This is a genomic window from Nocardia sp. NPDC060259 (assembly GCF_042728775.1).
Classification (GTDB): domain Bacteria; phylum Actinomycetota; class Actinomycetes; order Mycobacteriales; family Mycobacteriaceae; genus Nocardia.
In genome coordinates this window covers 56,377-77,041 of record NZ_JBHXAY010000020.1, presented here as the reverse complement: position 1 = coordinate 77,041, position 20,665 = coordinate 56,377, and the positions used below count along the sequence as shown (strand labels likewise).

Below are 20,665 nucleotides of genomic sequence, written 5' to 3'. Positions count from 1 at the left end.
CCGCGCCTCCGGTTCCCGAATGCGGCACCGCCCAGCAGGACTCGCTACTCGGTCACCGGGATCGGTCGTTTCGGTGAGCCACGCGGCGGGGCGGGATCGGGACGCGGTCCAAGTCGTGGGCGAGCACGGCGCCGGGGAAGTCCGCCTGCTCCAGGAACAGTGGGTCGTCGGCTTCGGCATAGCGTTCGGAGAAGTGAGTCAGGACCAGGGTGCGCACCCCGCAGGCCCGCGCCACCTCGCCCGCCTGCCGCGCCGTCAGGTGGCCTCGCTCGGCGGCCTGGCCGGTCTCGGAGTCGAGAAAGGTGGACTCGATGATGAGCATGTCCACGCCCTCGGCCAGGGCGAAGACGTTGTCGCACAGGCGGGTATCCATGACGAAGGCGACCTTCTGACCGGGCCTGGGCACCGTGCACTCCTCCAGGAGCGCGCCGGATAGTTCGCGGACGGCCGAACCCGAGATACCGTGCGCGCGTAGCTGTTCGGGCAAAAATGTCCGCCCGTCCGGCTCGGCGATGCGGTAGCCGTAGGTGGGGATGCTGTGGTCCAAGGGCAACGCGGTGAGTGTGAAGCCGTCACCCGGCAACGTCGCACCCGGGCCGCTGACGGGGTGCTCGACAAGTGTGGGCGAACCGTAGTAGCTGGTCGCGAACTTCAGGCGCTCCCAATATTCGGCGCCGTCGGCGGGGAACACGGCGTGGACAGCATGCGGTACTCCGTCGCGACCGAGCCGCTGCACGATGCCGGGGACGCCGAGGGCGTGATCCCCGTGGAAATGGGTGATGCAGACCCACTGCAGTTCGGTCGCGGAAGCGCCCGCGTGCGCCATCTGCCGCTGGGTACCCTCGCCCGGGTCGAACAGGATGCCCTGGCCGTCCCAGCGCAACAGATAGCCGTTGTGATTGCGGCGGCGGGTGGGCACAGCCCCGGCTGTGCCCAGCACGATGAGTTCCCGGGTCGACATGAGCCCATCCTCGCGGGTCGTGGCGGTGGTGTCAGGTCGATTTCCGGCTCGCGGTTCGACCGGCATCCGGACCAGGTGGCCGGCTCGGCCGAGGAGGGGCGACGGCTCGGGTACCGCGCGGGGCGGGATAGGTTGGCACGTGTGTCGATGATGAAAGGCGCCAATGTTGCGGTGCCTGCCTCCGCGGTCCGCGTCGAAGTGGGTTGGCAGTCGGGTGCGGGGGTGCCCGATGCCGACGTCTCCGCCCTGCTCCTCGCCGGCGCGAAGGTGCGCTCCGACGACGACTTCGTCTTCTACAACCAGGCGGTACACCCCTCGGGCGCGGTTCGCCACGAAGGAAAACAGCAGGGCCACACCGTCATCGACGCCCTGTCGGTGAACCTGGCTCAGGTGGAGTCGCAGATCGAGACGATCGTGCTCGCGGCCTCCGCGGACGGCGGCACCTTCGGCCAGTTCCACGGCCTCTACATCCGGGTGATCGACGCCGCCACCGGCGCCGAGGTAGCCCGCTTCGACAGCGCCGGCGCCACCACCGAGACCGCGTTCGTCCTCGGTGAGCTGTACCGCCGCCAGGGTGCGTGGAAGTTCCGCGCGGTCGGCCAGGGCTACGACTCCGGATTGGCAGGACTGGCAACAGATTTCGGCATCTCGGTCGACGACGCACCCGCCACCCCGCCCGCCCCGGCGCAGTTCACCCCGCCGACCCCGCCGCCGTACGTCCCCGCACCCCAGCCGTACGCCCCGGCCGCTCAGCCGAGCCCGCCCCAGCCGTTCGCACCCCCGCCCCAGCCGTTCGCACCCCCGCCCCAGCCGTACGCTCCTTCGCCCCAGCCGTACGCTCCTTCGCCCCAGCCGTTCTCCCCGCCCCACCATGGCCAACTTCCCGTCGCCCCGCCTCCCGCACCTCCGGTGAACCTGTCCAAGATCTCGCTGACCAAGGAATCACCCACGGTCTCGCTCACCAAGCACGGCGCGACCGGCGGCGTCATGCGGGTGAACCTGAACTGGACGTCGATGGCCGCGACCGGCCGCCTGTTCGGCAAGCTGCGGGGCAAGAACATCGACCTCGACCTGTGCTGCTTCTTCGAACTGGTCAACGGCGCGATCGGCTCGGTCCGCGCTCTCGACCGCCGCTTCGGCGCACTGTACGAGCCGCCGTTCATCCACCTCGACCAGGACGATCGCACCGGCGCCAGCATCACCGGCGAGAACCTCTCGATCAACCTGGACTACACCCAGTTCTTCCGCCGCATCCTGGTCTTCGCCTCGATCTACGACGGCGCGAGCGATTTCCGCGGCGTGCACGCCACCGTCACCCTGAACCCGGTGAACTCGCCGGCGATCGAGATGACCCTCGACGGCTGCACCGACAACTCCCGTGACGCCGTGCTCGCCGTGCTGGAGAACGTCGACGGCGAGCTGGTTGTCCGGCGCGAGGGCACCTTCGTCCGGCCGCCCGCCGGTCAGCCGGGCGGCGGTGTCGTGGAGATCGCCCGGTTGTACAACTGGGACTTCGGCTTCCAGGCGGGCCGCGGCAAGTGATGCGACACCCTGCGACCCGGGCGCTGAACGCACTGGTCTACCACCCGGACAAGCACGTCGCCCAGACGCCCGCCGCCTACGGCCTCGACTACCGCGATCTGCACCCGCGCACCACCGACGGCGTCGACCTGCACGGCTGGTTTGTGCGCGCCGACCGCCCACGCGGGCACATCCTCTACGCGCACGGCAACGCAGGCACCATCGGCGACCGCGTGCCGATCATCGCGCTGCTGGTCCGGGCCGGGTTCGACGTCCTCGCCTTCGACTACCGCGGCTTCGGCCACAGCACGGGATCGCCGGGGGAGCAGGGCACCTACCTCGACGCCAGGGCGGTCCGCGCCGCTCTGCTCGACCAGCCCGGCGTCGACCCCGATCGGGTGCTGTACTTCGGCAAATCGCTCGGCGGCGGTGTTCTGCTCGAGCTGGCCACCGAGCATCCGCCCGCGGGCATGATCCTGATGTCGACGTTCAGCAGTATGCGCGCCGCAGCCCGCTCGGTCTACCCGTTCCTGCCCGCTCCGCTGATCCCGAACGCCTACCCGAGCCTGCGTCGGATCGCCACGCTGCGTGTCCCGGTGCTGATGTTCCACGGCGACCGCGACGAACTGCTCCCGCTGCGCCATGCCGAACGCCTCTTCGCGGCGGCGCGGGAACCGAAGGAGCTGGTCGTGGTGCCCGGCGCGGGCCACAACGACGTCATCGACGCGCTCGGCCAGCGCTGGCCGCAGCGCATCACACAGTGGTCGGAGACCTTCCTGCCTGCGTAGCCTGGCGGTATGAGCGAAACGAGCGAGATCCTCGGCCGCCTGGCCGCGCTGCCCGACGCCGAGCTGGTGTCGGTGCTGCGGGCCGCGGTCGCCGGACGGCCCGGGCTCGGCGGCGTCGCCGCCGCGCTCGCCCAGGTCGAGGCCGGTCATGCGGAGACCGGATCACCTGTGACTCTGGACACGAACGTCGTGGACGCCGATGTGGTGTCCGTCGCATCGGACCAGGTAGGAGGCGCCATGCCGGTACCGCCGGTACCGCATGGCCTGCCCGGCGCCGCCGCACCCACTGTGACCGGCGGCTATTCCACTTCCGGAGTGCCGACATTCGACGCGGTTCGCGATAAGGTCGAGCAGCGTTTCGGCACCGCGCAGGGAATGGGTGAGCTCGACCAGCAGACCCCGGCGGGTCGCAGCGTCGACGAACAGTGGGAGGCGCGGGAGAAAGCCGCGCGCGAGCGTCTGGCTCAGATCCGGAAATCGATGCAGGGCAACGATTCCGGCGCCGACGACAAGTAGCCGCAAGGCCTCCCGTCCGAGCAACGACCGTGATGGGTGGACCCAGATGACACAGGCGCGCCAGATCGCCGAACGACTGCTCGACGCGCAGGTGGACTTCCTGCTCGCCGAGGTGACCGGCGACCGGTTCGCCGAGGTGATCGCGCGGGATGTGGCCGCCGTGCTGGCCGTCGGCGACACCATCGTCTTCGGTGACGCCGTCTCGCTCGAGCAGGGCGAGGAAACCGTGGCCACGGTGTTCGATCGCATCGGCGGCAGCCCCGTCATCGCCGACACCGTCGGTATCTTCTCCGACGCGATCTACGACCACATCGCGTCCAACACCGAGTACACCCTCGGCGACGTGGTCGACCGCGAGCCGGTGGAAGCGTTGCTGGAGAAGATCTTCGGCATGCACCAGGCCCAGGAGCGCATTCTGGACCGGCTCACCGAGAGCCCGCTCGTCGCCACCGTCGCCGCCCGCTTCGTCGACAAGCTGATCGGCGACTTCATGCAGGCCAACCGGGAACGCGCCGAGAAGATCCCCGGCGTCTCCTCGCTGATGTCGCTGGGCCAGTCGGCCGCCAACCGCGCCAAGAAGGTCGCCGACAGCACTTTCGTCGGCGACCTCGCGGGCAAGGGCGCGCTGTTCGCGCTCAAGCGCACCAACAACGCCATCCGCGACATGCTGCGCGACGCCCCCGTGCACTCGGCGGCGATGGAGTTCTGGGATCTGCACGCCGACGAGCCGGTGGCGGGCCTGCGCGAGTACCTCACTCAGAAGGATCTCAACGAACTGGTCCAGATCTGCTACGAGATCGCGGTGACGACCAGGGAGAAGGAATACTTCGGGATGCTGGTGCGCGAATGCGTCGAGGTGTTCTACGCCAAGTACAGCAAGCACACGCTCTCGGCGATGCTGCCCGAGCTCGGGCTGACCGCCGACGACATCAGCACCGAGATCCTGCGCTACGGCCCCGCCGTCATCGATGCGGCCAAGCGCAACGGTGTGCTGGCCGGACTGATCCGGGAACGCCTCGAGCCGTTCTTCTTCTCCGAGCAGGTGCTCGGCATTCTCGGCGGCGAGTAATCACCGTCGGGTCTCGAATTTCCGGAATATGCCGGGGATTTGCGGGTCGGGTCGCTATCGTTCATTTCTGATCGGTTGACGTGCCCGCGTTTGCCTCGGTGCCGTGCGAGTCGCGCTGCCGGAAATGTGGGTGGCGTCACGATGCCATTTCCCGGCTATGTGTCGAGCATCGAACAGGCCGGTCACGCAATTGCCGTGTGGGCTGTGAGCTTTCGGATACAGAAACCCCCGTTGATTTCCGGCATGTTGAGATCAGTGCACGAAACCCGTTCTTACACCGTCTCGGATTGACCGCGCGGTCCGCGCAGTGCAAGTTGACACCTGACTTTCGGTGGGCCGCCGGGAAATTCGCCCGGCGGCGTGACAAAGGAGCAGGTGGTGCGTTCACATTCCCGTCGGCAGGCCGCGGGTGGCAGGCTGATCCGGCCGCGCACCATCTCCGGCCAGCTCGCCCGGATCCTGGCGGTGTCGCTGGTGCTGGTGCTGGCGCTGCTCGGGCTGACGATGTCCACGCAGATCGGCGCCTTCCGCCGCAGTGGTGAGACTGTGGACGCGGTCGCGGTGGCACTGGCCGCCCAGGATCTGGTGCACCAGGTGCAGCGCGAACGCGGCCTGAGCAACGGACTGCTCGGTGGCGACCAGCGGCTGCTGCAGCCGGTCACCGATCAGCGCGCGGGCACCGATGCGGCACTGCGGAATCTGGCCGCGATCGTGGCGGCCGACCCGCCGGGTGCGGGTGAGGTGCGGTCGGCGCTGGGCCACCTGGCCGGTCTGCCCAGCTTCCGCTCGCAGATCGACACCCGCACGATCTCGCGGGCGGCGGCCTTCCAGTTCTACTCCGACAGCGTTGATGCGATGAACCGCCTGGTCCTCGGTCTCGACCAGGCCCGCGACCCCGCGGTGCGCCACGGCCTGCAAGCCCTCTACGCCCTCGGGGACGCGAAGGAGTTCACGGCGCGCGAACGCGGTTTCCTCAACGGCGTGTTCGCCGCCGGGGAGTTCGCGCCCGGGGAGTACGTGCAGTTCCTCGACATCCGCGCCGCCCGCAACGCCGCGCTCACCCAGTTCGACCGCGACGCCACCGCCGCCCAGCAGGACCGACTCGACCTGGTATTCGCCGGTGAGAGCGCCACGCGGGCAACCGAATCGGAGAACATCGCGATCGCGTCGACGGCCGGACCGGTGGTGCAGGCGGTCGACCCGGCGGTCTGGTGGTCGCAGATGACCGACGTGATCGACGCGCAGCGCACCGTGCAGCAGGCGGTCGGCGACGACGTCCGCGCTCGCGCCGCCGACCTGCGTCGCACCGCCGCGCTGATCCTCGCCGGGTTCGCCCTGGCGGCTCTGCTCGCGATCGCCGCCGAGGTGGCGCTGGTGTTCGCGAGTATCAGGGCCATCGTGCGGCCGCTCGCCCGGCTGGCCGCCGAGGCCGACGATGTCGCCTCCCACAGGCTGCCCGAGGTGATCGCCGCCTGGCGCGGCGCCGCCGACACCCAGCCTGATCCGCCCGCGCCCGTGCGCACCCCGCCCGGTGCGAGTGCCGAGATCGGCGCCGTCGCGGGCGCGCTGGACCGGGTCCAGACCACCGCCTTCGACCTCGCCTCCGAGCAGGCGCTGGTGCGGCGCAACACCACCGAGTCGATGGCGAACCTGGCGCGGCGCAACCAGAACCTCGTGCGCAGGCAGCTCGGCCTGATCAGCGAGTTCGAGCGCGAGGAACTCGATCCGAAGGCGCTGTCGAACCTGTTCGAACTCGACCACCTCGCGACTCGCATGCGCCGCAATGCCGAAAGCCTGCTGGTACTCGTCGGCGAGGCCAGCCCGCGCCGCTGGGCGGAACCGATCGCCCTCACCGACGTCATCCGGGCAGGCCTGTCCGAGGTCGACGACTATCGCCGGGTGATGCTGCGCCGGGTCGACGACATCGCGATCGCGGGTGCGGTCGTCAGCGAACTCGCTCACGTCCTGGCCGAACTCATCGAGAACGGCCTCGCCTTCTCCCCGCCCGACCTCGAGGTCGAGGTCTACGGGCGCAAGGTCGCGGGCGGCTACCTGCTCGCCGTCGTCGACCACGGCGTCGGCATGGCACCCGAACAGCTCGCCGAGGCCAACGCCCGCCTGCGCGGTGAGCAGGACTTCATCGTGGCCTCCACGCGCTACCTCGGGCACTACGTGGTCGGCCGGCTGGCCGGTCGGCTCGGCATCGATGTGGAGCTCAACACCTCGCCGGTGAGCGGCATCGTCGCGCGGCTGCTGCTCCCGCCGAGCATCCTGGCCGACGAAACATCTTCCCGCCCAGCATCATCAGTTGCCACGAGGGCCCAGGTCGGCGCGGACGAGGCCGGTGTGTCGGCGAGTCCGGCCGGCGCGCCTGGTGCCCACACTCAGGATGCGCACTCGGGGAAGCGCCCCGGAACGGCGTCGAACGGTGCTGACCGCCGAGTCGGACACAGCCGCGTCGAGATGCCGGTGCACACCACCAACGGCACTCAGCTGCCGGAGGCTACCGATGGCACCGGGCGGTGGCGGGCCGCCGACGGCGGCGCGGCGGCAGACGGGCCGCGCACTGCCAACGGCCATGCCTCGGACCATGCGGCGGGTGTGTCACCCTACGCGCAGTTCCTCACCGGCACAGGGAGTTCCGTCGGTGACCGCAGCGGCCGCAACGGGGCCGCACCCGCGGATTCCGTCGCCGCCCGGACCAGCAACGGATCGGCGGCGCCCGGGCTCCACGCGGACCGTCCCGACCGGCCGGTGGCCGAATCGATCGGCTCCGCAGCGCTCCTCGCAGATCATCTCGACCGGCCTGCGGTCGAATGGATCGGCTCCACAGCCTCCGACCCGGACCGTCGAGGCCGGCCCGCGGTCGAACCTGGTGGCCCCGCCGTCGAACGCACGCGCAACGGTCTGGTGAAGCGCAGCAAACGCGCCAAGATCACCGGCTCTCCGGACCGCCCTCGCCGTGAACCGGCGGCCCGCCAGGACCGTCCACCCGCCGTCGAACGAACCCCGGACCAGACACGCAGCATGCTGTCCTCCTTCCGCACCGGCCACGAACGCGGTGGCGATACCCGATCCGCGCCCACCCCGCCCGATCCGACCCACTGACCGATCGGACCCGACCTCAGGAGCCCCCGGTGACCACCCATCTACCGACCGCCGACCCCCACACCTTCAACTGGTTGCTCGGCAACTTCGTCCGCAACACCGACGGCGTGCGCGACACCGTCGCCGTGTCCTCCGACGGTCTGCTCATCGCCATGTCCGACGGTCTGGATCGCACCGGCGCCGACCGGCTCGCCGCCATGGTCTCCGGCCTGTCCAGCCTCGCCCGCAGCGCCTCGCGCAGTTACGATTTCGACGGGCTGAAGCTGATCATGATCGAGATGAAGCGCGGCTTCCTGCTGGTCTCGGCGCTGGGCGACGGTAGCTGCCTCGGCGTGATCGCCGACGGTGGTTGCGATGTCGGTCTCGTCGGCTACGAGATGGCGGTGCTGGCCGAACGCGCGGGCGCGCTGCTCGACCCGATGCTGATCGGGGAACTGCGAGAGTCGTTGCGCAGATGAGAGATCCCGATCGCCCGCGGCTGCCCGACCCGCGCATGATCCCGATGAACCGGCCCACCGGCTGGCGCGACGAGCTGGGACCGGTCCCGGTGGCGCCGACCGACAGCGCGGACGTCGAGGACCGCTTCGTCCGTCCGTTCGTGGTCACCGCGGGCCGCACCGTCCCGGTGCTGGACGGTCTGCGCATCGAGACGCTCGTCCAGGCGCCGCCGTCCGCGCTGTCGGCGCCGCTGCGGTTCGAGGAAAGAACCGTCGTGCGGTTGTGCCTGCGACCGCACTCCATCGCCGAAATCGGTATCGCGCTGCGCGTTCCGGTCGGCATCGCCAAGGTGATCGTCAGCGATCTGGCGGCGGCGGGTCATGTGACCGTCCGCGACGCGCCGGAACTGTCGACCGCCGCCATCGAGAGGATCAGGGATCTTGTTCGGGCACTCTGAATTCCGCACCGCTCCGGCGATGCCGACGTCGGTCAAGATCGTGGTCAGCGGCGGCTTCGGCGTCGGCAAGACCACCTTCATCGGCGCCATCTCCGAGATCGAGCCACTGGTCACCGAGGCATCGATGACCGAGGTGTCGATCGGCGTCGACGACCCCGGCCGCCGCGCCGAGAAGACCGCCACCACCGTCGCTTTGGACTTCGGCCGGATCACCCTCGACCAGTCCCTGATCCTCTACCTGTTCGGTACCCCGGGCCAGGACCGCTTCGTCTTCCTGTGGGACGACCTGGTCGACGGCGCGCTGGGCGCGGTGATCGTCGTCGACACCGGCCGCGTCGAAGACTGCTACCCGGTCCTAGACTACTTCGAAGACCACAACACCCCGTTCGTCATCGTGGTCAACCGCTTCGACGACGCCACCCACTTCGACCTCACCGAGGTCCGCGAAGCCCTGGGCCTCGACGACTGGATTCCCGTCCTCGACTGCGACGCCCGCGACCGCGACTCCGTCCGCGACGTCCTCGTAGCCCTCCTCGAACAAGTCCTCCTCCACCGAGTCCAACCCCGCCACCGGGAGGTGAGCTGACCGGGGCGGGTCAGGGCTGGACGTGGACATCGAGTGCTCTCGGGCCACGCGCGGTGCCGCTGATCACCGTCGATTCAGCGTGATGCCCCACAGGGCGATGTGGAAGCGCGCATCGGTGACGTCGACCGAGGTGTCGGTGAAGCGGTTGCCGCCGAGGGTGTTTCGCACGAAATCCCGCACCGTGGCCGGTTGTGCGTCCAGCTCGGCGAGCAGCTGCTGCGGCACCTCGATGGTGCCGTCGAAGTACCGTGGCTGACCGGTGATTCCGGGCTGTTGTGGAGTTTGCCGCAAACCGTCGACGGTGTGCAGGACGACGTCGAGTCCGGTGCCGTCGCCGAAGTCGATGCGCAATGGGGTGGGGGAGACGGCCAGGTCGAAGGACTGCACACCGGCAGTCCAGCCCTGTGGCGAGACGCCCCGGTAGTCGTAGGGTGACGGCGGGCCCAGTGTTTCCTCGGCGCGGTTCACCGGCGAATTCTCCAGTGCCGCACCGGCTGGTGGCTGATCGGTGGCGACGAAGGTCCACGCCGACTCGGTGAGTGTCTTGCGCCAGAAGCCGGTTCGGCCACCGTCACGGCCTTCGACCCGCAGTTCCCGTGCGGCGGAGCCGGGTCCGGTCCGGTGGATGGAGATGCGGTCGGTGATCTCGCCGGGCACCTTCGGCTGCGCGACCCAGTCGGGGGCGGGCAGCTGGATGGCGGCGTAGCGGCTGTCGACGCGCTCGGACAGCATGTCGGGGGCTTCGGGGAGTCCGCGCTGATCCTGGTAGGAGTAGCGGAAGAAGACCTTGTCCGCGCCGGAGATGTCGAAATCGTAGAGGCGCGTGTAGAAGTCGCCGAACCGGTTGACAATCAGCGAGGTCGACGCGCTGGTGGACAGCGCCACCGCCTGGAAGCGGCCGCCGAACGGCAAACCCATCTCGTAGCTGTGATCCACCGGCAGCCACGGATCGACGTACTGGATTCGCTGGCCGCCGTGGGTCAGGGCGAACACGTGCGACACCTTCGCCCCGCCGACCGGATGCTCGTTGCCCGCGGTGTCGGTCCAGACGTGATCCTCGTTGGGCGACAACACCGACCACGACCAGGTCAGCGCACCCGGTGGGAGGGTGTTGCCGGGGCCGGTCCACAGCGGGGTGCCGTAGCGGCTGCTCCAGTTCCAATCCTTGGGCGCGCTCAGGGCATGGTCCATCGTGATGAAGCGGCCGTCGCGGTCGATCATCATCACTTCGTCGTCGTCGGCCGAGACACCGGCGATGGTGCCCGCCAGGCAGCCGGGCAGCGCGACGGTGCGCCAACCACCCCGGGCAGCGGCCTCTTTCACATACACGTTGCCGTCGCGGGCGGCGAAGCTCCAGCGCCGGTTGAACGACTCGGTGGTGGTACGGAGGTAGACCTGCTCGGGCAGCGCGACAGTAGCCGGGGCGAAATCCGCCAACCCCGCGGTGGACTCGTCGACAGTCACCTCCGGCGTGCCGACCGTACCCACCGGCAGACATCCCGGATCGGCGCCGGACGCCGATTGCGTTGTCACCCCGGCGAAGACCAGACCGGCCGCCGCGAGCAGCGCTCCACGCCGCACGGCGTGCCCGCGCCTCACAGCCACCCCGCCGCGCCGAAACCGGCCAGGGCGACGGCATTGATGCCGAAGATCGTGCCGACCACCAGCGCCTTGCTGCGCACGCTGGGCAGATCATGCACGAAGAAGCAGGCCGCGAAGAACGGCACGTACCCGATGATCCAGATCAGGAACGGGAAGCCGGGCTGCCACCACGACCAATCCCAGGTGAGCACCCCGGCCTTGTTCAGCAGCACCTCGACACCCACCGCCGCGGCGGAATTCGCCGCGATCAGCACCGGCCGGTTCGGCAGCCCGAAGATCCGGGTTTCCCTGGGCGGCAGCATCTTCGCCGCCGCGATCCCCATGATCGCGAACATGAAGCAGATCTCGATATTCAGCCCGATGAGGATCTGATACGCCGTCGGCCCGCTCGCCGCCCACACCGGCGCACGCTCGGTGAAGTGGAAGACCAGCGCGTTCCAGATCTCGTTGAACCAGTCCATGCCCCACAGCGCGAGCCCCGCGAACAGCACATTCCAGTTCCGGCGCTCGATCTCGACGGAATAGATGTAGATGACCATCAGCAAGAGCGGAATGACATACCACTTGAACTGATCCGCATCGCGAAGTAATTCCAGCGCAGCCCGTGCATTGTCGGTCAACGGGGCACCTCCTGCTCATGATCGACGAACCCGGCGAGTATGATACAAATCAACACAGAACGTCAACGTGTATCGCCGAATCGGCGTCGATCCTGAATCAGCGTGTGTGCGAACACGACCGGGGCATGGTCATCGACCACGCCCCGGCAGCGGACCTCAGCGGGAGCCCAGCGGCACGCCGAAGAGGGTGGCGAACTTCGCGGAGAGGGACTCGCCGAGGAAGTCGAGCGCGCCCGGAGTGGCCGCCATGGTGCCCGCGTCGGAGGTGGTGCAGCCGGCGGGGGCGGGGACACCGTCGAGACGGTCGCGCAGCCACAGCAGCGCGGCCGGTCCGCCGACGACCTCGGCGACGATGTGCTCACTGGCGTGGTCGCGGGTGTAGGTGAGTGACGTCTTCGGGTCACGGCAGTACGTGTCGACCAGGGTGTTGGTGGCCGAGAGGGGCAGGATTTCGTCCCAGGCCGAATGCCAGACGTACAGGGGCATGTCGGGCACGGACTTGCCCATACGGGTGTCGTCGAGCATGGCCGCGACCGGCGGGTCGTCGAGCGGATTGCCGTTGGAGCCGATCATGCCGATCATGTTGAGGAACGGCAGCAGTGCCGACTGGTACTGCACACACAGGGGCGACTTGATCGCGGACAGCCCCTTGCCGACCGGGTCGAGTCGCTGATCGAGGTAGGCCGCGAAGTCGGGGTACTCGCGCGTGAGCCCGAGGACGGCCGCGAAGACGAGACCCGAGGTCGCCTGGTTGTTCGCCATGCTCAGTGCCGCACCGAGATCGGCGCCGACGCCACCCTCTGCCGCGCCCACGATGTTCAGTTCGGGCGCGTAGGAGGCCTTCAGTTCGGCGGCATGGCCGGTCGCGATCGAGCCGCCGGAGTATCCGTAGAGCCCGACCGGCGCGGTCGGGCCCACTTCGAGCGGCGCGAACGAGGTCGCCGCGCGAATTCCGTCGAGGGTGATCCGGCCGGCCAGCGGCCCCGCCGCATAGGCCGAGTTCGGGCCCTGGTGATCGGGAACGACGACCGCCCAGCCCTGCGCCAGCGCGGCCTGCGCGAAGAGGAACTCGGCCGGAACGACGATCTGACCCGCCAGGGGCGCGACCGAAAGATGTTGCAGCGCATAGGACGGCGCGCAGTAGCCCGCGGTCGAGTCCTCGGCCAGCTGCACCGACAGCAGCTTGCGCGGCTCGGGTGCCTGCCCGCGCGGCTTGATCACGGTGGCGACCGCCGGGATCGCCTCGTCGCGGCTGTTGTTGGAGCGATACGACACCTGCCAGGCGTCCACGTCGATCGGCAGCAGGCCGAAGTCGGCGATGCGCACCTGGCGGGCCGCGATGATCGCGCCCGGCGCCGTGGCCGCCACGATGTCGGCGGGCGGCAGGTAGAAGCCCGGATCCAATTCGGGCGGCAGCGGAACCACCGGTGCGGGCGCCACCGCCGCCGGCTCGGCGGCCAGTGGGCCTGCCACCACGACCGTTGCGGCCGCGAGCACGCCGGTCGCCAGGGCGAACCATCGCAGAGCGAGGGGAGATCTCATCGTGCACAGTCCTCACGTGAATTGAGACGCCTTCGTCTCAATGACGGTTACTATGGCACGGGTGTGGCGTGGATCGCAATCAGCGGCCGGGGTGTTCCGCGGTGGTGAGGGCGTTGAGCAGGGTGGAGAACACGTCGACCAGCTCGTCGACGGGCGGGCGCGGGTCGTCCAGGCTCCACTGGTGCACGGCGCCGTTCACAGCGCCGATGAATGCCGCCATCGCGACCCGCCAGCCACCGGGTGGCGTCCGCACCCCGTCGCGCCCGGCGGCGATCGCGGCCACCACCTCGCCCCACTGGTCCCTGACCTGTGCGCGATGGGCCTCGATCGCCGGGCTCACGCCGACGATGTCCACGAAAGCGACTTTGGCGCACCGGATGTCGTCGGTGATCGCGGTCGTGTACGCCCGCACCGCGGCGTCGATGAGCGCGCGCAGGTCATTGGTCTGCGCTGCCGCCAGCGCCGCGGCGACCGCCTCCCTCGCCTTGCCCTGCACCGTGTCGTACACCGCGACGAGCAACTCCTCGCGCCCGGCGAACTGCTCGTAGAACTGCCGCCGCGACAGCCCCGCCGCCGCGCACACATCGGTCAGCGAACTGTTGGCATACGACTTCTCCGCGAACACGGTCAGCCCCGCCTCGATGAACAGCGCCCGGCGCTCGATCTGCCGTTCGGCGACCGAGGTACCGGTGTAGTTGTGTCGGGTCCGCGCTGTCGTCACATCTCCGACCCTACTTTCACGCCGTCGCCGACGCCCCCACGGTGGTCAGTCTTTGCGCCCGGTGAAGGCCAGCGAGGTGCCGAGGCCGATCATCACCAGCCCGCTGGTGCCGCCGACCGCGGCCAGGCGGCGCGGGGTGCGGGCGATCCAGCCGCGCACGGAGTCCGCCGCGAGCGCCCACAGCGAATCGAACACCAGCCCGAACAGGGGGATGCAGATGCCGAGCACCAGCATCTGCTGTGAGACCGCGCCCCGGGTGGGATCGACGAACTGCGGCAGCAGCGCCGCGAGGAAGACGATGGTCTTCGGATTGGCGAAGCCGACGACGAACCCGTCGCGCAGTACCGCGGTGGTGGAGAAACCCGGCGTGGCGTGCTCGGGCTGGAGTGCCCTGGCCAGGTCGGCGCGGTGCCTGATCGCCTGGACTCCCAGATAGACCAGATAGAGCGCGCCGACCAGTTTGACGGCGGTGAACACCGCCGCCGAGGTGGCGACGAGGGCGCCGAGCCCGACGGCGACCGCGACGACCTGCACGTACACCCCGACCGAATTGCCCACCACCGTCAGCAGCGCCGCGCGCCTGCCGACGGTGAGCGCCCGGCTGATCGTGAACAGCACGCTCGGGCCGGGTACCACGACGAGCAGGAAGGACAGTCCCGCGAAGGACGCGAGATGCGTCATCGACACCATGCCGACCCACGCTATCCACCGGACCACCGCGAGGCAACGGCGCGCAACGCCCCGACGGGCGCCCATACACTCGGCGCAATGGGCGAACAGAAGCAGCGGATGTTGAGCGGGCAGCTGTACCAGGACAGCGATCCGGACCTGGTGACCGAACGGCAACGGGCACAACGGTTGTGCGACGAGTTCAACCGGACCGGTCCCGACGAGACCGGGCGCAGATTCGAGGTGCTGGGCGAGCTGCTGGGGAAGGTGGGGGAGGGATCGTGGATCATGCCGCGATTCCAATGTGACTACGGCTATCTCATCGAGATCGGCGCCAACAGCTTCCTCAACTATGACGCGATCCTGCTCGACTGCGCGCCGATCGTCATCGGCGACGACTGTTCGATCGGCCCGCGCGCTCAGCTGCTGACCGCGCTGCATCCGATCGACGATCACGAGAAGCGCAGGCAGCGGTGGGAATCCGCGGCGCCGATCCGGATCGGGAACAACGCCTGGTTCGGCGGCGGCGTGATCGTGTGCCCGGGGGTGACCATCGGTGACGATGTGGTCGTCGGCGCGGGCAGTGTGGTCACCCGCGACCTGCCGGACCGGGTGTTCGCCGCGGGCAACCCGGCTCGAGTGATCCGGCACCTGTAGGCCGGATCACTCGTGCGGGGCGCGTCGCCGGGTCGCGTCGCGGGGACGGCGGCAATACTGTCTTTCCATGGGCGAATCGCGAACCGTGCAGGAGCAGGAAGCGACCCGGCCGCTGCGCGAGGACATCCGGTTTCTCGGTGGCATCCTGGGCGACACCATCCGCGACCACGAGGGTCCCGAGGTCTTCGACCTGATCGAGCGGGTGCGCACCGAGGCGTTCGCGGTGCGCCGCGAGGAGGTCGAGCGCAGCGCGGTCGCCGACATGCTCGACGGTACCCCGACCGAGGTCGCGATCCCGCTGATCCGGGCGTTCAGCTACTTCGTGCTGCTGGCCAACCTCGCCGAGGACATCCAGCGTGACCGCCGCCGCGCCGCCCACGTGTCGGCGGGAGAGCCGCCCCAGGATTCCTCGCTGGCCGCCACCTACGACAAGCTCGACGCGGCCGCCCTCGACGGTTCGACGGTGGCCGAGCTGCTCACCGACGCCCTCGTCTCGCCGGTGATCACCGCGCATCCGACCGAGACCCGCAGGCGCACGGTCTTCGACGTGCAGGCCAAGATCACCGCGCTGATGCGGCTGCGGCGCAGGCTCGAGCCCGGCGATCCCGGGTTCGACGACTCCGAGCGACAGATCCGCCGGGAGGTCCTCACCCTGTGGCGCACGGCGCTGATCCGGTTGGCGCGCTTGCGGATTCAGGACGAGATCTCGGTCGGCCTGCGCTACTACGACCTGACCCTTTACGACGTGATCCCGGCGATCAACGCGCAGGTGCGCGCCGCGCTGCGCTCGCGCTGGCCCGATGCCGAGCTGCTGCCGCGCCCGCTCTTGCGTCCCGGCTCGTGGATCGGTGGCGACCGGGACGGAAACCCGTATGTCACAGCGGAAGTCGTGCACACCGCGGCCGAGCAGGCGTCGGCCTACGCCTTCGGCCGGTATCTGGACGCGCTGGTCGACCTGGAGAAGACGCTGTCCCAGTCCGCCCGGCTGGTGCAGGTGACGCCCCCGGTCGCCGCGCTCGCCGAGGCGGGCTATCCCGATCCGGCCGTGTTCGCCGACGAGCCGTATCGCCGTGCGCTGCACGCGATCCGGGCCCGCCTCAGCGCCACCGCGGAACTGGCGCTCGGCGAACTGTCGGAGAACGGCCTCGACACCACGGCCGCGCCGTATGCCACCCCGCAGGCGGTGCTCGACGACCTCGACGCCGTCGACGCCTCGATGCGCGCCAGCGGTGACGCGCTGCTGGCCGACGACGGCCTCGCCGCGCTGCGGCACGCCATCGAAACCTTCGGGTTCCACCTGCAGAGTCTGGACCTGCGCCAGAACTCCGAGGTGCACGAGCAGGTCGTCACCGAACTGCTGGCCTGGTCGGGCGTGCACACCGACTATCCGAGCCTGTCCGAGGCCGACCGCGTCGACCTGCTCGCGAACGAACTGCGCACCCGCAGACCACTGCTCGGCCCGCACGCGCAGCTGAGCGAACTCGCCGGCAAGGAGCTCGGGGTGCTGCGGGCAGCCAAGGAGGTGATCGACACCTTCGGCGCCGCCGCCATCCCGAACTACATCATCAGCATGTGCACCTCGGTCAGCGACATGCTCGAGGCGGCCCTGCTGCTCAAGGAGGCGGGCATCCTCGATCCCGGCACCGCCGAGGGCACGCCGAGCAGCCCCGTCGGCATCGTTCCGCTGTTCGAGACCATCGAGGATCTGGGCGCAGGCGCGACGACACTGTCGGAGGTACTGGAGGTTCCGGTGTATCGCGAGCTCGTCGCGGCGGCGGGCATGCGGCAGGAGGTGATGCTCGGCTACTCGGATTCGAACAAGGACGGCGGGTATCTCGCCGCGAACTGGGCGCTGTACCGGGCGGAACTGGACCTGGTCGAGGTGGCGCGGAAGTCGGGAATCCGGTTGCGGCTGTTCCACGGTCGCGGCGGCACCGTCGGTCGCGGCGGCGGCCGCAGCTACGACGCCATCCTGGCTCAGCCCGCCGGGGCGGTGCGCGGTTCGCTGCGGCTCACCGAACAGGGCGAGGTGATCGCCGCGAAATACTCCGAACAGGGTGCGGCCCACCGCAATCTGGAGTCGCTGATCGCGGGCACGCTCGAATCGACCCTGCTGGATGTCGAAGGCCTCGGTGACGACGCCGAACCGGCCTACGAACTGCTCGACGACCTGGCCGCCCGTGCCCGCGCCGCCTACGCGCGACTCGTGCACGACACCCCGGGATTCGTCGAGTACTTCCGCCAGTCCACCCCGGTCGCCGAGGTCGGCGACCTCAATATCGGCAGCCGCCCTGCCTCGCGCAAACCCACCAATTCGGTGGCGGACCTGCGCGCCATCCCGTGGGTGATGGCCTGGAGCCAGGCGCGCGTCATGCTGCCCGGCTGGTACGGCACCGGCACCGCACTCGAGGAATGGGTGGGCGGGGACCCGCAGCGCCTGGTCCGGCTCACCGACCTCTATCAGCGCTGGCCGTTCTTCCGGACGGTGCTGTCGAACCTGGCGCAGGTGATGGCCAAGAGCGATCTCGACATCGCCGCGCGCTATGCGGACCTGGTCGAGGACGCGGCGCTGCGCGCCCAGATCTTCGGGATGATCCGCGACGAACACGCCCGCACCATCCGCATGTATGTGGCGGTCACCGGCCACGACGAGTTGCTCAGTGACAACCCGTCACTGGCGGAGTCGATCCACAATCGTTTTCCGTACCTGGAGCCGCTCAACCAGCTCCAGGTGGACTTGCTGCGTCGATTGCGCGGCGGTGACGATTCCGAACTCGTGAAGCGGGGCATTCTGCTCACCATGAACGGCCTGGCCACCGCCCTGCGCAACTCGGGTTAGCCGCTAGATACAGAAGTTGACGAAAAGCGGCCCGACCGGAACGCCGAGGCAGACCGTCACCGAACCGACGACCGGCTGCGCGGTGGCCGCCGAGGCGGGGCCTGCGCCGATGGCGGTGACGGAGAGGGCGAGAGCGGCGATGGCGAGCGGACGAGCGGTTTTGGCGAACATGCGGTGCTCCTCGGTAGAACGGTGAAACTGCCCCGCACGGGGGCTGCCCCATCTCAACACGGGGTAGTGCGCGATGTCGGAGACATCACCGGAATCGCCGTTCAGTCCGTGACGACGGCGAGCGCGTCGATCTCCACCAGCATCTCTTCGCGGGGCAGGCCGGTGAAGACGGTCGTGCGCGACGGCAGGACGCCGGTGGTCGTGTGCTTGACGACGAATTCACCATACGCTTCGTTCATCACCGCGAAATCGTCTCTTTGAGTGAGGTAGACGCGCAGCATCACCACGTCGTCGAAGGTGGCGCCCGCGGCCTCCACGATCGCCAGCACGTTCATCAGCGTGCGAGTGGTCTGCGCGGCGACATCGCCGGGATGCAGGTACTCGTTGGTCGCGGGGTCGACTGGACCCTGGCCGGAGACCTGGACGAACGGTCCCTTGCGCACGCCCTGGGAGAACGTATGCGCCGGTGCGGGAGCGTCGGCGGTGCGCACGGCGATCTTGTCGGACATGGGGTTCAGCCTTTCCTCACGGTGACCTCTCGGCGGGGGTCCCAGCCGAGTTCGGTGGAGATGGCGTCGGCGGTCGCCCTGACCTGCGGCAACAGCGCCAGCACCTGATCGTGGTCGAGCAGTACGTCGGGGACCGAGACCGACACGGCGGCGACAACGGCGCCGATCCCGTTGCGGACGGGCACGCCGACGCAGTTGACGAAGCTCTCGTGTTCCTCGTGGTCTTCGGCGAATCCCTGCGCCGCGACGAGTTCCAGCTCGGCGAGGTACTGCTCGGGCGTGCGCAGGGTGCGGGTGGTGAACGGGTGATAGTCCAATCGTGCGGCGACGGAACGCCATTCGGTGCGGGGCAGCGCCGCGACCAGCACCTTGCCGACGGCGGTGCAGTGCAGCGGGGCGGGACGGCCGATCCGCGAGTACATCCGCACCGCCTGCTCGGCGTCGACCTTGTCGATGTAGACCGCGTCGCCGGATTCGTAGGCGGCCAGGTGCACCGTCTGCCCGGTGGCGGCGCCGAGCGCGCTCAGATGCGGGCGGGCGACGGTGCGGACGTCACGGTTCTCCAGTGCGCGACTGGCCAATTCGAACATGCGGGTGCCCAGGGAATACCGGTGGGCGTTGTCGCGCACGACGAACCGTTCGGCCTGCATGGTCTGCAGCAGCCGCAGCACCGTCGACTTGTGCACCCCGAGCCGCGCGGCCAGCTCGTCGAGGGACTGCGAATCCTCGCCGAGGGCAATGAGAATGGACAGGGCCCGCGACACGCTTTGACTCATCGGCTGATCGTCCCATCCAGCGAGTCCGGGTAGCGCAGCCCGGTCCAGTCGGTTGCCGGCAGCGCGGCCAGGCACCGGATGTCCTGCACCGGAGGCAGTTTCGCGACATCGCCAGTTGCGGTGAGAGCGACCGCGGCGCACAGATGGCCGTAGCGTAACCGGGTGCGCAGGTCGGCACCGTGTAGCAGGGCGGCCAGGTAGCCGCCCGCGAAAGCATCACCGGCGCCGATGCGTTCGGTGATGTCCAAGGCCAGCGCAGGCACGTCGACGAAGGCGGCACCGTCGAAGCCGGTCACGGTGTGCTTGTCGTTCTTGACGATCAGCTGGGCAGGCTCGGGGAACAGCGCGCGCAAGGCGGCCGGGTCACCGGTACCGAAGATCTCCTCGGCTTCGTCGGCGCCGAGCAGCACCACATCCGCGCCGCGGACATGGGCGGCGAGTTCGTCGGCGGCCTCGTCCACGCGCGAACCCCACAGTGCCGGACGGTAATTCAGGTCGAAGCTGACTCGCCGGCCACGCCGTGGCAGGGCGATCAAGGTGCGGGTCAGTTCGTTCGCCGACTCCGACAGTGCCGGCGTGATGCCGGTGAAATGCACGAGATCGGTGCGATCGAGCAACCCGGCGGCCGCTCGCGGCGCGAGGTCGGCGGGGGACAAGGCGCTGGCCGCCGATCCGGCGCGGTAGTAGTGCATGCGGCTGGCGTTGGCCGGCAGATCGTGCGGTGCGCCCGACCCGCTGCCACGCTCCTTGATGTAGACGCCGGTCGGGCGCACTGCATCGACGGCGACCGCGTCGACATCGACGCCCTGGGCGGCCAGCTGCGTCACCAGGTAGCGCCCGAACCCGTCGTCACCCACCCGGGAGAGCCAGGCGGCCGAGACGCCGAGCTGGGTCAGCACCATGGCCACATTCGCCTCAGCCCCGCCCGCGCTCCGATCGAACTGCGCGGACTGCTCGAGCGGTCCTGAGCGGGCCACGAGCACGGCCAACCCCTCGCCCACGGTGACCGCCCTCGGCGTCGCCGCTGTTGCCTGTGTCACCCTTTTCGCCCTTTCGTGCTTGCGGTCACTGTCGTCGAGATGCACAATATCGAGCAGAAACATTCAATGCAACCA

The 20,665-nt window shown here is 69.2% G+C and carries 20 protein-coding genes; 10 read left to right on the top strand and 10 right to left on the bottom strand.

The genetic code is table 11. From position 1 onward, the window contains the following. Nucleotides 1–52: 52 nt before the first annotated feature. Nucleotides 53–961: a ribonuclease Z gene (locus ACFWF2_RS11355; RefSeq protein ID WP_379306991.1), complete on the bottom strand. Its 909-nt coding sequence runs from the start codon at nt 959–961 to the stop codon at nt 53–55. Between the two features lie 147 nt (nt 962–1,108). Here ACFWF2_RS11355 and ACFWF2_RS11350 point away from each other — a divergent pair, with 147 nt between their 5' ends. The 8 genes from ACFWF2_RS11350 (at nt 1,109) to ACFWF2_RS11315 (ending at nt 9,444) form a co-directional block, all read left to right on the top strand. Next, nucleotides 1,109–2,503: a TerD family protein gene (locus tag ACFWF2_RS11350; protein ID WP_379307007.1), complete on the top strand. Its 1,395-nt coding sequence runs from the start codon at nt 1,109–1,111 to the stop codon at nt 2,501–2,503. Beyond that, complete coding sequence (locus ACFWF2_RS11345; RefSeq protein ID WP_379306989.1) at nt 2,503–3,270, top strand: alpha/beta hydrolase; 768 nt, start codon at nt 2,503–2,505, stop codon at nt 3,268–3,270. Before ACFWF2_RS11350 ends, ACFWF2_RS11345 begins: the two co-directional genes overlap by 1 nt. 9 nt (nt 3,271–3,279) lie before the next feature. Next, complete coding sequence (locus ACFWF2_RS11340) at nt 3,280–3,786, top strand: PspA/IM30 family protein (RefSeq protein WP_379306987.1); 507 nt, start codon at nt 3,280–3,282, stop codon at nt 3,784–3,786. 46 nt (nt 3,787–3,832) lie between these two features. Then, on the top strand, nt 3,833–4,855 hold the full coding sequence (locus ACFWF2_RS11335; RefSeq protein ID WP_379306985.1) for a hypothetical protein: 1,023 nt from the start codon (nt 3,833–3,835) through the stop codon (nt 4,853–4,855). A gap of 378 nt (nt 4,856–5,233) precedes the next feature. Next, nucleotides 5,234–7,963, top strand: coding sequence for a nitrate- and nitrite sensing domain-containing protein (locus ACFWF2_RS11330; protein ID WP_379306983.1), 2,730 nt, complete (start codon nt 5,234–5,236; stop codon nt 7,961–7,963). 29 nt (nt 7,964–7,992) lie between these two features. Then, a complete protein-coding gene (locus ACFWF2_RS11325; protein WP_379038804.1) occupies nt 7,993–8,421 on the top strand; it encodes a roadblock/LC7 domain-containing protein in 429 nt (142 codons plus the stop codon). Continuing rightward, complete coding sequence (locus ACFWF2_RS11320) at nt 8,418–8,858, top strand: DUF742 domain-containing protein (protein ID WP_379306981.1); 441 nt, start codon at nt 8,418–8,420, stop codon at nt 8,856–8,858. The genes ACFWF2_RS11325 and ACFWF2_RS11320 overlap by 4 nt, the downstream gene beginning before the upstream one ends. 40 nt (nt 8,859–8,898) lie before the next feature. Beyond that, nucleotides 8,899–9,444, top strand: a complete 546-nt coding sequence (locus ACFWF2_RS11315; RefSeq protein ID WP_379307005.1) for an ATP/GTP-binding protein — start codon at nt 8,899–8,901, stop codon at nt 9,442–9,444. A 63-nt stretch (nt 9,445–9,507) separates the two neighbouring features. On the opposite strand, the gene ACFWF2_RS11310 is transcribed toward ACFWF2_RS11315, so the two are convergent. The 5 genes from ACFWF2_RS11310 to ACFWF2_RS11290 form a co-directional block, all read right to left on the bottom strand. After that, nucleotides 9,508–11,025: a hypothetical protein gene (locus ACFWF2_RS11310; RefSeq protein WP_379306979.1), complete on the bottom strand. Its 1,518-nt coding sequence runs from the start codon at nt 11,023–11,025 to the stop codon at nt 9,508–9,510. Between the two features lie 14 nt (nt 11,026–11,039). After that, entirely contained in the window at nt 11,040–11,666 is a 627-nt protein-coding gene (locus tag ACFWF2_RS11305) for a hypothetical protein (protein WP_379306977.1), read from the bottom strand. Between the two features lie 156 nt (nt 11,667–11,822). Next, nucleotides 11,823–13,208, bottom strand: coding sequence for a lipase family protein (locus ACFWF2_RS11300; protein ID WP_379306975.1), 1,386 nt, complete (start codon nt 13,206–13,208; stop codon nt 11,823–11,825). A 79-nt stretch (nt 13,209–13,287) separates the two neighbouring features. After that, on the bottom strand, nt 13,288–13,929 hold the full coding sequence (locus ACFWF2_RS11295; RefSeq protein ID WP_379306973.1) for a TetR/AcrR family transcriptional regulator: 642 nt from the start codon (nt 13,927–13,929) through the stop codon (nt 13,288–13,290). Nucleotides 13,930–13,974: 45 nt separating this feature from the next. Further along, nucleotides 13,975–14,619 carry a LysE family translocator gene (locus tag ACFWF2_RS11290; protein ID WP_379306971.1) on the bottom strand — a complete coding sequence of 215 codons (645 nt, stop codon included), beginning with the start codon at nt 14,617–14,619 and terminating at the stop codon, nt 13,975–13,977. Between the two features lie 78 nt (nt 14,620–14,697). Between ACFWF2_RS11290 and ACFWF2_RS11285 the strand changes: the two genes are divergently transcribed. After that, nucleotides 14,698–15,255, top strand: coding sequence for a sugar O-acetyltransferase (locus ACFWF2_RS11285; RefSeq protein ID WP_379306969.1), 558 nt, complete (start codon nt 14,698–14,700; stop codon nt 15,253–15,255). A gap of 67 nt (nt 15,256–15,322) precedes the next feature. Next, nucleotides 15,323–18,094, top strand: coding sequence for a phosphoenolpyruvate carboxylase (gene ppc / locus ACFWF2_RS11280; RefSeq protein ID WP_379306967.1), 2,772 nt, complete (start codon nt 15,323–15,325; stop codon nt 18,092–18,094). Between the two features lie 3 nt (nt 18,095–18,097). Here the strand turns inward: ppc and ACFWF2_RS11275 are convergent, their stop codons facing one another. The 4 genes from ACFWF2_RS11275 to ACFWF2_RS11260 all read right to left on the bottom strand — a co-directional run bounded on the left by ACFWF2_RS11275 (nt 18,098) and on the right by ACFWF2_RS11260 (nt 20,590). Next, nucleotides 18,098–18,265: a hypothetical protein gene (locus tag ACFWF2_RS11275; protein WP_379306965.1), complete on the bottom strand. Its 168-nt coding sequence runs from the start codon at nt 18,263–18,265 to the stop codon at nt 18,098–18,100. A gap of 101 nt (nt 18,266–18,366) precedes the next feature. Further along, nucleotides 18,367–18,774: a RidA family protein gene (locus tag ACFWF2_RS11270; RefSeq protein ID WP_379306963.1), complete on the bottom strand. Its 408-nt coding sequence runs from the start codon at nt 18,772–18,774 to the stop codon at nt 18,367–18,369. A 5-nt stretch (nt 18,775–18,779) separates the two neighbouring features. Continuing rightward, nucleotides 18,780–19,550, bottom strand: a complete 771-nt coding sequence (locus ACFWF2_RS11265) for an IclR family transcriptional regulator (protein ID WP_379306961.1) — start codon at nt 19,548–19,550, stop codon at nt 18,780–18,782. Then, nucleotides 19,547–20,590 carry a sugar kinase gene (locus tag ACFWF2_RS11260; protein ID WP_379306959.1) on the bottom strand — a complete coding sequence of 348 codons (1,044 nt, stop codon included), beginning with the start codon at nt 20,588–20,590 and terminating at the stop codon, nt 19,547–19,549. The genes ACFWF2_RS11265 and ACFWF2_RS11260 overlap by 4 nt, the downstream gene beginning before the upstream one ends. Between the last annotated feature and the right edge of the window lie 75 nt (nt 20,591–20,665).